General features: G+C 43.6%; 18 protein-coding genes. All 18 read right to left on the bottom strand.

Going from position 1 to position 14,958, the window contains the following annotated elements; genetic code table 11:
* Window positions 1-33: 33 nt before the first annotated feature.
* Complete coding sequence (locus PY04_RS08500; protein ID WP_014734715.1) at window positions 34-858, bottom strand: shikimate kinase; 825 nt, start codon at window positions 856-858, stop codon at window positions 34-36.
* Window positions 833-1,654, bottom strand: a complete 822-nt coding sequence (locus tag PY04_RS08505; protein WP_014734716.1) for a shikimate dehydrogenase — start codon at window positions 1,652-1,654, stop codon at window positions 833-835. The genes PY04_RS08500 and PY04_RS08505 overlap by 26 nt, the downstream gene beginning before the upstream one ends.
* Window positions 1,651-2,298 (bottom strand): type I 3-dehydroquinate dehydratase, encoded by a 648-nt coding sequence (gene aroD / locus PY04_RS08510; RefSeq protein ID WP_014734717.1) that lies wholly within the window; start codon window positions 2,296-2,298, stop codon window positions 1,651-1,653. Before aroD ends, PY04_RS08505 begins: the two co-directional genes overlap by 4 nt.
* A complete protein-coding gene (aroB, locus tag PY04_RS08515) occupies window positions 2,295-3,299 on the bottom strand; it encodes a 3-dehydroquinate synthase (protein WP_014734718.1) in 1,005 nt (334 codons plus the stop codon). Before aroB ends, aroD begins: the two co-directional genes overlap by 4 nt.
* Window positions 3,287-4,075, bottom strand: coding sequence for a 3-deoxy-7-phosphoheptulonate synthase (gene aroF / locus PY04_RS08520; RefSeq protein ID WP_148266052.1), 789 nt, complete (start codon window positions 4,073-4,075; stop codon window positions 3,287-3,289). Before aroF ends, aroB begins: the two co-directional genes overlap by 13 nt.
* A gap of 9 nt (window positions 4,076-4,084) precedes the next feature.
* On the bottom strand, window positions 4,085-5,005 hold the full coding sequence (locus tag PY04_RS08525) for a transketolase family protein (protein WP_014734720.1): 921 nt from the start codon (window positions 5,003-5,005) through the stop codon (window positions 4,085-4,087).
* Window positions 5,002-5,661, bottom strand: a complete 660-nt coding sequence (locus PY04_RS08530) for a 1-deoxy-D-xylulose-5-phosphate synthase N-terminal domain-containing protein (RefSeq protein WP_237710119.1) — start codon at window positions 5,659-5,661, stop codon at window positions 5,002-5,004. The genes PY04_RS08525 and PY04_RS08530 overlap by 4 nt, the downstream gene beginning before the upstream one ends.
* Entirely contained in the window at window positions 5,648-5,962 is a 315-nt protein-coding gene (locus tag PY04_RS08535) for a hypothetical protein (protein WP_014734722.1), read from the bottom strand. The genes PY04_RS08530 and PY04_RS08535 overlap by 14 nt, the downstream gene beginning before the upstream one ends.
* Before the next feature lie 259 nt (window positions 5,963-6,221).
* Window positions 6,222-7,196, bottom strand: coding sequence for a [LysW]-lysine hydrolase (locus PY04_RS08540; RefSeq protein ID WP_014734723.1), 975 nt, complete (start codon window positions 7,194-7,196; stop codon window positions 6,222-6,224).
* Window positions 7,150-8,271, bottom strand: coding sequence for an acetylornithine/succinylornithine family transaminase (locus PY04_RS08545; RefSeq protein WP_052306427.1), 1,122 nt, complete (start codon window positions 8,269-8,271; stop codon window positions 7,150-7,152). Before PY04_RS08545 ends, PY04_RS08540 begins: the two co-directional genes overlap by 47 nt.
* Before the next feature lie 5 nt (window positions 8,272-8,276).
* The gene (locus tag PY04_RS08550) at window positions 8,277-9,026 is read right to left on the bottom strand and encodes a [LysW]-aminoadipate/[LysW]-glutamate kinase (protein WP_014734725.1); all 750 of its coding nucleotides are present in this window, start codon (window positions 9,024-9,026) and stop codon (window positions 8,277-8,279) included.
* Window positions 9,027-9,037: 11 nt separating this feature from the next.
* The gene (gene argC, locus PY04_RS08555) at window positions 9,038-10,030 is read right to left on the bottom strand and encodes an N-acetyl-gamma-glutamyl-phosphate reductase (protein ID WP_014734726.1); all 993 of its coding nucleotides are present in this window, start codon (window positions 10,028-10,030) and stop codon (window positions 9,038-9,040) included.
* Window positions 10,027-10,848, bottom strand: a complete 822-nt coding sequence (gene lysX, locus PY04_RS08560; RefSeq protein WP_048056131.1) for a lysine biosynthesis protein LysX — start codon at window positions 10,846-10,848, stop codon at window positions 10,027-10,029. Before lysX ends, argC begins: the two co-directional genes overlap by 4 nt.
* A gap of 35 nt (window positions 10,849-10,883) precedes the next feature.
* Window positions 10,884-11,051, bottom strand: coding sequence for a lysine biosynthesis protein LysW (gene lysW, locus PY04_RS08565; RefSeq protein ID WP_014734728.1), 168 nt, complete (start codon window positions 11,049-11,051; stop codon window positions 10,884-10,886).
* Between the two features lie 121 nt (window positions 11,052-11,172).
* On the bottom strand, window positions 11,173-12,213 hold the full coding sequence (locus PY04_RS08570; RefSeq protein ID WP_014734729.1) for an isocitrate--homoisocitrate dehydrogenase: 1,041 nt from the start codon (window positions 12,211-12,213) through the stop codon (window positions 11,173-11,175).
* Window positions 12,201-12,692 carry a 3-isopropylmalate dehydratase small subunit gene (locus tag PY04_RS08575; RefSeq protein ID WP_014734730.1) on the bottom strand — a complete coding sequence of 164 codons (492 nt, stop codon included), beginning with the start codon at window positions 12,690-12,692 and terminating at the stop codon, window positions 12,201-12,203. The genes PY04_RS08570 and PY04_RS08575 overlap by 13 nt, the downstream gene beginning before the upstream one ends.
* On the bottom strand, window positions 12,689-13,831 hold the full coding sequence (locus PY04_RS08580; protein WP_014734731.1) for a 3-isopropylmalate dehydratase large subunit: 1,143 nt from the start codon (window positions 13,829-13,831) through the stop codon (window positions 12,689-12,691). The genes PY04_RS08575 and PY04_RS08580 overlap by 4 nt, the downstream gene beginning before the upstream one ends.
* The gene (lysS, locus tag PY04_RS08585) at window positions 13,828-14,913 is read right to left on the bottom strand and encodes a homocitrate synthase (RefSeq protein ID WP_081482824.1); all 1,086 of its coding nucleotides are present in this window, start codon (window positions 14,911-14,913) and stop codon (window positions 13,828-13,830) included. The genes PY04_RS08580 and lysS overlap by 4 nt, the downstream gene beginning before the upstream one ends.
* Between the last annotated feature and the right edge of the window lie 45 nt (window positions 14,914-14,958).

Raw genomic sequence — 14,958 nt, forward strand, 5'->3', positions numbered from 1 at the left:
TTTCCATAAGTTAAGGTTCCTATTTTCAAGGTGTTATGATCTAATTTTAGTTACTAAAGTGTTACCAAGACCTTCCCAGGCTTCAATTATTTTTTCCGGCTCTTCAGTTACAGCAAATACTGTTGGACCTTTACCACTTAGGCCTACAACAGCCCCCAGCTTTAAAGCTCGGGATATTGGTTCCGGGTTATAGGAGAAGAATGTTGAGTACACTAGCCCATTTAGCACCGTTGCCTTTTCCCATTCTCCCCTTATGGCAAGTTTAAATGCCTCCTCTATATAAGGAGATATCACAGAAAAGTCTATCCCCTTAAGAGTCTCCGTTAACTTAATTTCACTTGGAACAAGCAACACTACAGGGTAAGCCTCCAGTTCCCTTCTTATCAACAGCTCCATTCTTATGTTGTCAGTTATGCAGAGACCCCCAAAATACGAAGCAGATGCATCGTCAAAAGCCCCCGTCAAGGTAACACCAGCCCTTTTTGCCGCCTCAACTCCCAACTTAACAATTTTGATATCGGGAATTTCAAGGCCTAGGGCATTTGCTATTGCTACAGAAAGAGCATTAGCAGCAGCAGAACTGCTCTTGAGCCCCCTACCCACAGGAATATCGGAGGTTATCCTGAACTTTATGCCGAAATTTTCGTTCACATACTCTCTAAAAACATCAACAACACTCTTAACTACCCTGAGATCGTGATATTCCTTTCCATTGACCTCTATCTTCCCTTCTATCCCCTCTTCAGTTATCTTAACCTCCGCATGTGTCCAAAGGTCTATCCCGATTGCAGCACCCTTCCCCGTGGCAAATGCGTTTACAACAGTAACAGCACTACTTGCCTTTCCTGAGCCCTTCAAGGGCGACCCTCCTCATAAGCTCAACATCCGGGTGAATGCCCGTCCATAATTTGAAGCTTTCAGCTCCTTGATACACAAGCATCCAGAGACCGTCTACAGTTAAGCAACCGGCCTTCTCAGCATCTTTAAGTAGCTTTGTTTTAATCGGCTTATATACAATATCCATGACAACGAGCCCTTCTCGAAGAAGTTCTTTAGGGACTAAGCTTTCATACTTTCCCATTCCAACTGAAGTTGCATTGATTAGTATGTCAGCCCATTCAATGTAGTAACTCAGGTTCTCCATTGTCAAAGCATCACCTTTTATACCAAATTTTTCTAAGGCTCTCGCCTTTTCAGGCGTCCTATTTAGAACGACAACATCAGAGTACTTTGCTAGTTCATAAGCTATTGCCTTTCCGGCACCACCCGCACCTAGAATTAAAACCCTGCTTCCTTCCACGTTTGTAAATCGCTCAAGAGCTTTTCTAGCCCCTGTTCCGTCTGTTGTATAACCTATGAGTTCTCCATTACTGTTAATCACTGTGTTGACGCTACTAATAGCCTTCGAGTCAGGAGAAACCTTGTCTAGATACTCAATGATTTTCTCTTTATGAGGCATCGTAACATTCAATCCCGCTATTCCCAATGCTCTAACGCCTAAAATCGCATCTCTTAACTGCTCTGGAAACACTTCAAATGCCACATAAACAGCGTTTATTCCATATTTCTTGAAAAGGGCATTGTGCATCACAGGACTTAATGAGTGTCTGACTGGCTTTCCAATCACCGCATACACCTTCGTTTCCCCATTCATTCCCACTCACCCAAAAGCTTCATAAGCTCGCGCATCTCCTCAACACTCAACTGTCCAGGGGCAGCTTCTTCAAATATTGAAGCATAAGTAAAGGGAGCGTAAAAGAGGCTTACAACCCTTGATATCTTACCCACAGGTCCCATGCAGAAGGCAATCAGATTATTTGCATGTTCATAAAGCTTAATTATCCTCAGATTATCCTCCTTGTCCCTAGCATATGTAACTATCTTCACAACATCTGGATCTTCATCTTCAATTGAATGCAAAAGGGACAGCAAAGATTCAAAATCTGGAGTCCCCAATAAGTCATGGTAAGATAAAATAATCTTGGAGCCAGCTTCTTCTGCCAACCTTATAGCTTCATACCTTATCCTTGACCTAAATTCAATGTCAATGTAAGCAGGGCTAATTTTTAAAAAGCTCTCAAATAGGGATATTCTCTCATCATCACTAAGTTCTTTAAAACCACCTTCTTCCTTAGATCTAACGGTTATTATTAGTTTGTTAGAAAAAGGCTCCAGCAAATCAATGTCAGATGTGTTTTCTAGATAATCAACCCTAAGCTCGTAAAGGTCTGCATCTGTAGAGTTCATGATTCTTACTGCTTCCTTTATTGTTCTAGCTAACACAACACCAGCTATCATGATCTCATCTCTCCAAGGACTTTGAGTATTAAATCTTCTGGAACTTCCTCTATAGAAACATTGCCGATATCAATTGGGATTATAAAGATTATTTTCCCATACCACGCTTTTTTATCCATTTTCATGGCCTCAACAACCTTTTCAGGCGGAAAAGGATTATGCAGAGGAAGACCAAACTTCTTTATTAACTCTATAACTTTCTCCGAATCAAACCCATAAAGCTCCTCTCCAATTTTTGCTGCAGCAACTAGCCCTACAGAAACTGCAAATCCATGCTTTATCTTATAGTTGGATAGTTTCTCTATTGCATGCCCCACAGTATGTCCAAGATTTAGAATCCTCCTCTTTCCACTTTCCTTCAGGTCTTCTTCGACGACTCTAACCTTGACGGCCACTGATTTTCTTATAAGCTCTTCACTCTCTATGGCCTCCTTGGGTGTGGAGATTCCTTTTAGAATATTATAGACCTCTTTATCCAAAACGGCATACTTAATTACCTCGGCCATCCCATTCAGAACCTCAACAAGAGGCAAGGTTGTTAGGGTCCTTATGTCGATCAGCACAAAGTTTGGAAGATAAAAGGTTCCGATCATATTTTTCCCATGAAAGTTTATCCCAGTCTTACCCCCAATAGCGGCATCAACTTGGGCCAAAAGAGTCGTTGGTATTAACCCGAGGTACGTTCCCCTCATATATGTAGAGGCCACAAAGCCAGCTATATCAGTAACTACTCCTCCGCCAAGCCCTATAAGCAGAGATTTCCTTGTAAACCCAATTTCATATAACCTATCCCAAATGTACCTAGCAGTCTCAAGATCCTTGTACTTCTCCCCATCAGGAATAATTATTGGGATAGGAGAATGGTCAGACAAGGCATCAAGAACTTCTTTTAACCAGAGGTTTGCAACGGTAGAGTTCGTCAAAATAGCAATTTTGAATGGAGAGAGGGACTCAATAAGCCCCTCAATATCTTCAATCTTTCCAAACACTATCCCTTCCATCCAAGGCCCTCCAGCTCCTGAAGGAGTATTTTAAACTCTTCGAATGTCAGTTGCTGCTTTGAATCTGAGAGAGCTTTCTCTGGATTTGGGTGAACTTCTACCATTATTCCATCAGCACCAACTGCATATGCGGCCTTGGCCAGGGGAATCACAAGACTTCTTCTACCGGCTGGATGTGAAGGATCCACTATTATCGGAAGATGAGATATCTCTTTCACTACTGGAACCGCGGAAATATCCAGTGTAAATCTTGTTGATGTTTCAAAAGTTCTTATTCCTCTTTCACAGAGAATAACGTTCTCATTTCCCTGAGCCATTATGTATTCAGCAGAGTAGAGAAGTTCCTGGACTGTATTACCCATGCCCCTCTTAAGGAGAACAGGATTTTCAGTTTTACCAACTTCTTTGAGAAGCTCAAAATTTTGTGAATTTCTTGCCCCTATTTGTATGATATCCGAGTATTTAGCCACCAGGGGAACCTGCCTAGTGTCCATAACCTCCGTCACAGTAACCAAACCGTACTCCTCCGCGGCCTTCTTCATCCACTGTAGGGCCTTTTCCCCATATCCCTGGAATGAATAAGGGGATGTTCTCGGCTTAAAAGCCCCTCCCCTAAGAACTCTCACTCCAAGCTCAGCTAAAAATTCCGCAACTTTCATAATCTGTTCTTCACTTTCAATTGCACACGGCCCAGCTATTATCGTAAACCCTTCTCCGATTTTAACATCCCCAATCTTAACGACGGTTTTATCCTTGTACTCCTTAGAGTACTTCATGACGTTCATCTAAACTACCCCCGCGATTTTATCATACACCTTATCGGCAGTTAGCCCATACCTATCCAGCAGGGAGATATAATCTCTACTCGACCTTCCAAACTCCGTAGTTCCAATCCTGATAACTCTTTTTGGCATTTTTTCACTAAGAATTTCTGCAACAGCTCCACCAAGGCCCCCATAGATTGTATGTTCCTCTAGAGTGACGACTGTATTTACCCTCTTAGCCAGCTTCAGCAGAGTATCTTCATCGAAGGGCTTTATTGTATGAACATCAATAACTCCAGCACTTATTCCCGCCTCCCTGAGCTTGTCAGCAACTTGCAGAGCCACAGAAACCATGATCCCCGTTGCCACCAACAGAATATCTTCTCCTTCCCGAAGAACATTTGCCCTTCCGAGCACTATCTCTTCCCCATCATTATACACTCTCGGAGCGTAGTCCCTGCCAAGTCTCATGTATACAGGGCCTTCAATCTCTATTATCTGCTTTAAAAGAACCCTTGTAGCATAGGCATCTGCTGGCACAACAACCCTCATATTGGGAAGAACCCTCATTAGAGCAATGTCTTCAAGGCATTGATGAGACGACCCATCCATATGGTCAGAAAATCCTGAATGAGTGGACACTATTTTAACATTAAGGTTGTCCCTTGCTACTGTGTTTCTTATCTGCTCCCATGCACGCATAAGAAAGGAGGCAAAAGCGGAAGCTACTGGGATTTTCCCAGCTATTGCTAACCCCGCCGCTGTTCCTATCATGTCCTGTTCACTTATTCCCACCTGGATAAACCTTTTAGGGAAGGCCTTTTCAAAGTATACCGTTCTAGTGGACCCTTTGACGTCAGCGTCTATAACAACGACTCTCTCATTTTCCCTTCCTATCTCCACAAGTGCCCTTCCAAATGCCTCTCTGAAGCTCTCTATCACTCAACCCACCTCGCTATTATAACCTTAGGCTTTCCTTTAACCTTCTCAAGTTCCATTATCACCTTCTTCAGCTTTTCAACGTCATTTTCTACCTCCCTAACTTCCCATCCAAAGGCCTTCCACTTTTCAGCAAGAGGTTCTTTGGCAAGTATCTCCTCAGTACCCCCAGTAAGCTGGTGGAAGTTTCTGTCTACTATGGCGATAACGTTGTCAAGCTTGTGATGGGCTGAAGTCATAGCAGCTTCCCAAATCTGACCCTCGTCAAGCTCTCCATCACCCAATATTACGAATATTCTTCCTTCCTTGCCGTCAATTCTGTTTGCTAAGGCTATTCCGTTAGCAACTGACAATCCTTGGCCCAGTGAACCAGAAGATACTTCAATGAAGGGAAGCCCCCTAGCTACGTGACTGGGCAGACCATCTATGTGGGCAAATGTCATCAGTTCATCGTCTGTTAAAAGACCAAGCTTCCAGAGCATTACGTAGAATGCTGGAGCTGAGTGACCTTTGCTAACAATTACTATATCATTATCTTTCTTAATTTCGAGCACAGCCTGCATGATTCTGAGACATGTTATGGAGGAATTCATATGAAATCCATTAACGGGTTTCAGCATCTCCTTTAGCTTAGCTGTTAAAACTTCACTCAACTCCATCACCTCCAAGAATGCTGAGAACAAGCTTACCCTCTTCGGTTAGTCTTACGGGCCTTGGGTTCTCCTTCGTTCCATAGTCAATTAGGCCGAGTTCTTTGAGGATCCTTGCATTAAGCTTTAGTGTTGAGAGTGGCTTCTTCTCTTTCCTACTTAACTCTTCTAAAAGCGCATTTAGTGACCTGTGCTGGCCGTTTATGCTCTTCAATATAAGCCTCTGATTCTCATTTAAGGCTCTCAGAAGGAGTCTCCTGAGAACCTCTACCCCGCCTTCAGCTATAGATATTGGCAGGGCATCACCCATTGGCGGGGCATCACCTTTGACTGTGTAAATTGGCGTGGCATCACCTGACCACCAACAAATGTGCACAGTTAATCCCTATTTAAACTCTTGGATAGCTGACCCTATCCATCCGACGAATTTTGTCGTAAAAGCAGGTAAAGATTGTATTTATTTGTCAAAGATATGAGAAAAGTCGTGATATTTGGAACAGACTTAAACGCTTAGATCTTCCTCTCAAAAAGATGGACTAGAATGAATGAAACAAAACTCAAAAGAACATCTATGTCGATAGCTCCTTAAGTACGATCTTCAGTACCTCTATAGCCCTAAGATACTCCTCAAGGTGAATGTGCTCGTTTGGAGTGTGGTCCAGACTAGAATCACCCGGACCATAAGCTACAGCATCGACGCCATATTTTGGAGCAAGGATATTCATATCAGCCGTTCCCATTTTCTTCTTCAACCTTGGTCGGAATCCTGCCTTTCTTATCCCTCTAACAAATGCTCTCACTAAAGGGGATCTCCTGTCAACCTCATAAGCTGGAACGAAGTCTATTATGTCCCAGTCACTGGGCGGAGTGTATCCAGGAGGAGTCCTAAGGTTTATCACCATCTCCCCATAAAAATCGAAATCCCTTTCATAGGCTATAAATCTCACTATTCTGCCACTCAAAGCGTTAAACCCCTCGTTGAATTCTCTAGATATCACCAACCACCTTTCAATAAGCTTCTCTGCCGCCCCAACACCCATACTACCATGGACTTTCTCAACTTTCTCCACGAACCTTGCGGTTAAGCTTCCCTTGTATCCTATTGTAACACTATCAACACCACTTGGCTCTCCGATTATTATGTAGTCGGGCCTAGGGACCTCGAGATTTTTTGCCCCCTTCGAAAAGCCTTCCTCATCAACGAGACCCGCAAAGATTATGTTAGCCTCGCTCTCTATTGTTGCAAAGAAGAATGTTGCCAATGGACCCTTGGCATCAACGCTTCCTCTTCCCCATAGAATCCCGTTCTCAATCCTAACAGGAATGTATCCCGGCACCGTATCTATATGGCCAGCCAACAGGATTAAAGGCCCCTTCCCTTTTTTAACAGCTATTACATTGCCGACCTCATCAATGTAGCTCTCAATACCATAGCTTTCAAAAGAATCCTTAACGAACCTTGCTGCCTCTTCTTCCCTACCCGTTGGGCTATATATCTCAACCAGCTTCCTGAGAAACTCTACTTTCTCCTCCGGAGATATCATTTATTACACCCTCTATTGCTGATTTAACTTCCATAATTTGATCCTTAGTAATTATCAACGGAGGCAACAATCTAATTACCCTCTGACCTGCCGTGTGGACGAGATAACCCCTATTCTGTAACTCTTCCACGAATCTTCCAACGGGCTTTCTCATAACTATTCCGATCATGAGACCCATTCCCCTTGTCATTATCACATTTGGGGCCTCAACTTCAATGAACTTCTCCTCAGCTTTTTCAACCAGCTTTTCTTTTCTCAATATTCTTAATGTTGTCGCAACCGCCTTACAAGCCAGCGGATTTCCACCAAAGGTTGATCCATGCTTGCCCCTTTCTACATCAAAGTTAGTTAGCGTTAAACTTACGGGAACTCCGTTTCCAATCCCCTTCCCCATTGTAACTATATCGGGCATTACTTTATAGTGTTCTATAGCTAGAAACCTTCCAGTTCTGAGTCCCGTCTGGACTTCATCCGCTATAAGTAAGGCCCCAACATCTTCTGTCAAGTCTCTCAGAGTTTTTACGAATTCCTTCTTTGCAGGAACAATTCCTCCTTCTCCTTGGATTGGCTCAAAGATTACAGCTGCAGTTTCCCGAGTTATTGCCTCTTTTGCAGCCTCTACGTTGTTAAAGGGTATGTGCTTAAACCCAGGGACGAGAGGCTCAAAGTCTTTTCTATATTTAGGTTTCCATGTTGCGCTTAGTGCCCCCATTGTCCTACCATGAAAAGCGTTTGTCATTGCAACGATCTCCTTTCTTCCAGTATAAAGTCTGGCAAACTTTATGGCCGCCTCAACGGCTTCAGTCCCGGAATTTCCCATGTAGACATACTCATAGTCCGCCCACTTTGCTAACTCCTCCAGCATTTCATCCCTTTCCTCGTGTTCGAACATTGGGCCCGCCACAACGAGTTTTTCAAGTTGCTCTTTTATCGCAGAAACCCATTCAGGATGGTTATGGCCCAAAACATTAACCCCTATTCCAGCTACTAAATCCATATACCTCCTGCCTTGTGAATCCCAAACATAGACGCCTTCTCCTTTGACGAGCTTAAGCCTCTTTCTATAGAGGCTCATTTCCCTCAATATATCACCGTCCTACCGTTTAGACCTTCAATTACAACGCTCTCCACTCCACTTTCAATGGCCTTCTTTGCCATCATCAACTTCTTCTTCATTCCTCCCGTCGCATAGCTTAGAAAGTCCTCAACCCTCTCAACTGGTATTTCCTCAACTACCCTACCATTTGCAATAAAGGCCGTGTCAGAGAGGAAATAGAGTTCACTAGCCTTCATTGCCAATGCCATATGATATGCAACCTTGTCACCGTCCACATTGAGGGGCACATTTTCAACTGGGTCATAGGCAATTGAAGCAACAACGGGAACACCAACTTTCATGTACTCCCTAAGGGCTGGGACGTTAATCTTCCTGATTATCCCAGAATAATCATCCCTAATAGCTACTACCTTACCATTAATAACCGCCTTTATCAGCTTCTTCCTCTGTCCAATTATAAGGCCCCTATCTAAGCCACTAAGTCCAATTGCATTAATTCCCTGGCTCCTTAGGAAGTTAACTATTTCTCTGTTAGCTTTCATAAGAGCTGCCACGTAAACATCAAGAACTTCTCGCGTGGTCCTTCTAAAGGAAACTCCAGAGGGACTAGTGAGTTTTTCAATCTTAATCCCTAACCTCCTTGAAAGCTCATCTACATGCCTTGATCCCCCATGGACGATAACTGTATCCTCTATAAGGCCCGATATTCCATCACTCCTCCAGAGTTCTTCCAGCATAGATATAACAGAGCCTCCAATCTTCACAACTCTCATCTCACATCACCTCACACGGGATAAACCGGATAGTACTCTAAGCCCATCCTCTCGTCTAAACCAAACATTATGTTCATGTTCTGAATGGCCTGGCCAGAGCCACCTTTAATTAAGTTGTCTATAGCGGAGAGGACAATTGCCCTCGAATTTTCGGCATCGTACGAGAATCCTATGTCCACAAAATTGCTCCCTATCACGTACTTTGGATCCGGATACCTTTGAAGGCCTCCTTTATCGGTTACCAACCTTATAAAGGGTTCATCTTTGTACATCAACAGCCTCCTCAATAGATCCCTTTCACTGCCCTCAAAATGGAAGTATATAGTGGCCAAAAGGCCCCTAACGAGGTCCACCGAATGAACTGTGAACATTGCCTTTACTCCGGTTTCCTGAATAACTTCAGCCTCATGTCTATGATGATAAGGTTTGTACACCCTAACGACATGACTCCTTTCAGGATGAATGCTTGCAATATTCTCTCTCCTCCCCCCAGCTGACGAACTTACCTTTAGGTCAACTATAGCCTCCTCGGCTACATCTCTAAACGGATACAGAGCAAGGATAGTTGCAGTTGCATTACATCCCGGATTTGCCACTAGTTCAGCTTTCTTTATCTCCTTCCTGTGAAGCTCTGGTAATCCGTAAACAAACTTCTCAATAAGTTCAGGTTTTTCATGGGGACCATAGTACTTTTCATACAGCTCCTTACTTACCCTGAAGTCAGCGCTCATGTCGATTATCTTAGCACTTCCAAGAAACTCATCTATGATTTTCATGGACGTTCCATGCGGAACTGCAAGGAATATAACATCAGCATCGAAGTCATACCTGTCTGTAAATCTCAGGTTTAACCCTCTTAGATTTGGGTGAACCTTGTGAATCTTTTTTCCAGCATATTTTCTTGAAGTTACTGCAGTTATCTCAACTTCCGGATGCATTGCCAACAATCTAACAAGTTCACCCCCTATGTAACCGCTGGCACCAACCACAGCCGCTTTAATCATCTTCTTGCCACCTCCACAGCGTATTCAACAAGCTTCCTCGCTATATCAACTCCAGTAACCCTAGCAGCGTTTTTGAATTCCATATTTGGATTAACTTCATTGACAAGAAGCCCATTAGGGCCCTCAAATATGTCAATAGCCAATGCTCCTTCCCCAAAAGCCTCCCATGCCTTTATTGATAACTCAGCAACTTCTTCGTCTTGGCAGGGTTCGGCTCTTCCTCCCCTAGCTGTATTCGTGATCCAATGATTTGAATACCTATATATCGCGGTTACAAATTCTCCACCAATCACGTAACTTCTGATGTCTCTTCCAGGCTTCTCAACAAACTCCTGAATATAGTGGATATTATAGAGGGGATTCTTCATCCACTTTCTATGCTCAAGCACGCTTTCGAGAGAGTCCTCGTCGTTAATCTTTGCCAGCAATCTGCCCCAGCTTCCAAAAATGGGCTTTGAAACTAGCGGAAATCCAATGCTCTCAGCAACTTTTTTGGCCGCGTTTTCGCTAACAGCGGCCCCCCACCTAGGGACAGGAACTTTCTTAGAGAGTTTTAAGGTTGCCAACAACTTGTCTCCTGCCTCAAACATTAAATTGAAGGAGTTTACGGTCGGTATTCCCTCTTCTTCAAACAACTTTGCTAAGTACATCCCCTTGAAGTGGCTAACATTCCTTATTATAACCACATCAACGTCATATTTGCGTGGAAACGTTAAATCATCCTCGTGCAACATTACAACTTCTCCAAACTCACCTGCCCGTTCTTTAATCATCAATTCCTCCTTTCTCACAATGCTATATGTTATGCCTATTTTCATTGGTTAACCTCCAAAAAATTGAAAGATTTAGGGGCTTACTCGCCCCAATCCTCCTCTACCTCTGGAATCTCTTCAAGTGTCAGGGGGTTCAAGCTGACAACCTCAAGCTCTGCCCCGCAAACTGGACACTCAACTATCTGGTGCAGTTCGACATTTTCAAGCTCAATTTCAGCCCCACATACAGGGCACTCAGCTTTTGGCATTCAAATCACCTCCAAACCTTTACTAACGACAAGCTGTTTCAAACATTATGAGTTTGTAATGTTTTCGTAATATTTGGTTGTATATTACAATATTTTGTTGCATATATAACATAAGGTGTTTTTACTCATCCATCCTTAGAGGTATTCTCCCGAGCCTAACCTCCTCCATCCACATTTCATCCAAGTCAAGGGGATCTAAAGAGTGTATTTCAGCAATTATTCCCCGCGTAACTTCCATAGTAGTTGCAGTTCCTCCCATATCGGGAGTCAAGTTACCTTTTGCCACATAGCTCCTGACAGCATCCCAGATTCTCCTTCCATCCAGGCCAAGATAATCAAGCATCATTGCCGCACTTAGAATAGCTCCAATTGGATTTGCGATACCCTTTCCTGCAATATCAGGTGCTGACCCATGTATAGGTTCAAACAATGCTATGTTCTCTCCATAGTTACCAGTGGGCACTATTCCTATGCTCCCAGCATGAATCGTCGCCAAATCAGAAAGTATATCCCCAAACAAGTTTTCACTAAGTATCACACCATGATTCCAAGGATTCCTCACAAGTTTTATTGTAAATGAATCGACTATTGCTTCCCTTACTTCGACTCCTTCTTCTCTAGCAACCTCGAAAACTATTTTCCTAAAGTACTTATCACTTGTAAGAACATTCGCCTTATGAACAAATGTTATAAATGAATTCCTGTCCTTTGCAATTCTTGCAGCAAATCTAGCTATCCTTTCGGCTCCTCTCCTTGTGATTAACCTGACATCCACAGCCTTATCCTCATAGGCCCTACCCTGGCCAGAATACAGCCCTTCGCTGTTTTCCCTTACTATAACTATTTCCCGCCCATTTCTCAAATCTGGTATTATCCTCAAGTTGGCATAAAGATCAAGCTCCTGTCTAAGAGTTATTATTAGGCTCTTATATCCAGGCAGGTCAAATGGGGTCGTTGTCGCCCCAAATAACACGGCATCCATTTTTCTTATCTGTTCCAAATCCTCTTCGGTTATTGGCACACCATATCTTTTAAAGACCTCTACTCCTCCCTCAAACTCATAAAATCTTATTTTGCTGGTAATAGAGTTAACAACTTCGATTGCAGCATTGATGACCTCAGGTCCAATTCCATCTCCCTTTATGACTGCTACTCTATACATAGATCACCCCTCCTTTTCACATACTCAATTATCCCGCCTTCTTCAACGATTTTCCAGAGAAAGCCCTCTAGAGGTTTAAAGTACCTAATCTCATCTCCCTTCTTCACTTCTCCCGTTTTCCAGTTCACCTCCACTATATCCCCGTCCTTAAGCCAATCTGTATCTCCAATAAGCAGAGGAAGGCCCAAATTTATTGCATTCCTATAGAATATCCTTCCAAATGACTTTGCAATAACTCCAGCAACACCAGCCGCTTTTAATGAGAGAGCAGCTGACTCCCTTGATGATCCAATTCCAAAATTACGACCTCCAACAACCACATCACCTGGTTTGACTTCCTTTGCGAATTCTGGCCTGGCCTCAATAAACGCTATCCTAGCGAGCTCCTGAGGATCTTTTGTAAGATTATAGCGTCCCGGAGTTATTGCATCTGTAGAAACATTGTCTCCAAACTTCCAAACTCTCCCCCTAGTTATCATAACGATCCCTCCGGGTTTGTTATCTCCCCATATATCGCGCTGATAGCTGCAGTAACAGGACTTGCGAGGTAAATTTCAGCGTTTGGAGAGCCCATTCTTCCTCTGAAGTTTCTGTTAGTGGTGCTGAGAATTATCTCACCATCAGCCGCAACACCCATATGTCTGCCAAGACAGGGCCCGCATCCTGGCGGGATTATAACTGCCCCCGCTTCTAAGAACACATTAACGAGGCCTTCCTCAACCATTCTTCTGTAAACGTTAACAGATGCTGGGCCAATTATTGTTCTGACACTTACCCTCTCCCCTTTAAGAATCTCAGCAGCCCTCTTTATGTGTTCAAATCTCCCATTAGTACAGGAGCCTATGAAAACCTGGTCAATCTTTGTTCCTTCAACTTGTTCAACGGGAACACCGTTTGATGGGTGGTGAGGTTTAGCAACCATTGGAGGAAGGGATGATAAATCAACTTCCAGCTCCTTTACATACCCCTCTCCATCGTATGTTTCACCAATAAGTGCCGTCTTTGCATTTGCCTCTACACTAAAGTTCGTAAGGGTTAACCTGTCGTCAAACGAGAAGGGAACGTTGAAAAACTCAATGGCCTTATAATTCATTTCATAATCCCTAAGGGACGTTATAATATGTATCATAGCATCTGCAGCCATTACGTTGCTTGATGGCCTTCCATCAAAGATTACTGCAACACTTTCGGGAACCCTCAGCCATGTCTTTCCAAGCCCAAGGGCTACTGCAGTGTCAGTTGCGCCCATTCCAACTGCAAAAACCCCCAAAGCCCCTACTGTTGGGGTGTGTGAATCTGCACCAATAACCACCTTTGCTCCATCTAAAAGCCCCATCTCAACAACGAGTTGATGACTTATTCCCTGTCCTTCTATCACGGGAATCCCATGAATTCTAGCAAATTCCCTTATTTCCCGTTGTAGATTTGCTACCTTAACGGTAGGAGCTGGAAATACGTGGTCAAAGAACACATAAGCCCTTGCCCTAACTTTAGTAAATGCCCTCTTAAATGCCTCAATTATCAGCGGCATTGTTCCATCATGAGCGTAAACAAGATCGACCTCCCTTATTACAGCCTCCCCAGACTTCACATTCAACAGCTCCTCAACAAGGGTCATGTCATCAACCTCCTAGCTTCTTCAATGAGCCTTTCCCATGTAAAAGGCTCTCTCGAGCTCTTCACTTTTCTAAGAAGTTCGTCAACAATTCTATCATCTCTTATCCCAGCTTTCTCGAGGTAGTATCGTATTGTTGCTCTTCCTGCGAATCTGTCAACGTATATCGTTCTTTCTCTGCCAAAGGTTTCCGCAGGAAGGAATTCGTAAAACGTCGGGTCCTTTATTACCGCAGAAACGTGGAGACCTGCCTTGTGAGTGAACGCATTTGCCCCAACTATCGGGTAATTTGGCTGAACACTTATCCCAGTAATCCTGGTTACAAGATTGCTTAAATAGTACAGCATATCAATCCTGTACTTTCTGATTCCATAGTGATAGTAGAGAACAGTCGCAATTTGGGCCAAATCGACTATACCTGCCCTTTCTCCGAGTCCATTGACCGTTGCGTCAACTAAACTTGCCCCTGCCTCAATTCCCATCACGGCATTTGCTAGGGCCAATCCAAGGTCATTGTGACAGTGAACATTAACGGGAATCCCGAAGCTCACAACTTTCTGAACGAGTATGTAGAACTTGAGGGGGTGTGTACTTCCAGTTGTATCGGCAATGCTTACTCTATCAACTTTCAGCTCCCTAGCCAATCTAAGAGCAGCTTCTAAATTTTTCCATTCTGTGCGGGTGGTGTCCTCCGGAGTGAATCTAACTTTAAGTCCGTGGTCTTTTGCATATTCAATTGCCCGAGAAATCCTATCCAACGCCTGCTCTAGGGTAATGCCAAACCTCTTCTTTAAACAGGCCTCGGAGAGGCAGAAGAATATCCCTATCCAATCGACCTCGGACTTTAACACATGGTCTACATCACTTATTAAAGCCCTTGAATGAGCCAGCAGATTTGCTTTCAATCCCTGATTTGAGACGAGCTTTATTCCAGCAAAGACATCTTCACTTACGGCAGGATGTCCAACTTCGATGAAATCTACTCCAAACTCATCTAACGCTAATGCTATTTCAAGCCTCTGCTCTGGTGTGTAGTTCACTCCAGGTGTCTGCTCTCCTTCCCTTAACGTTGAGTCCAAGATCAATATTTCCCTTCTCTTGCTTAATACTCACCACCCCTCAGCCCTCTG

Source organism: Pyrococcus sp. ST04, assembly GCF_000263735.1.
In the GTDB taxonomy this organism is placed as follows: Archaea; Methanobacteriota_B; Thermococci; order Thermococcales; family Thermococcaceae; genus Pyrococcus.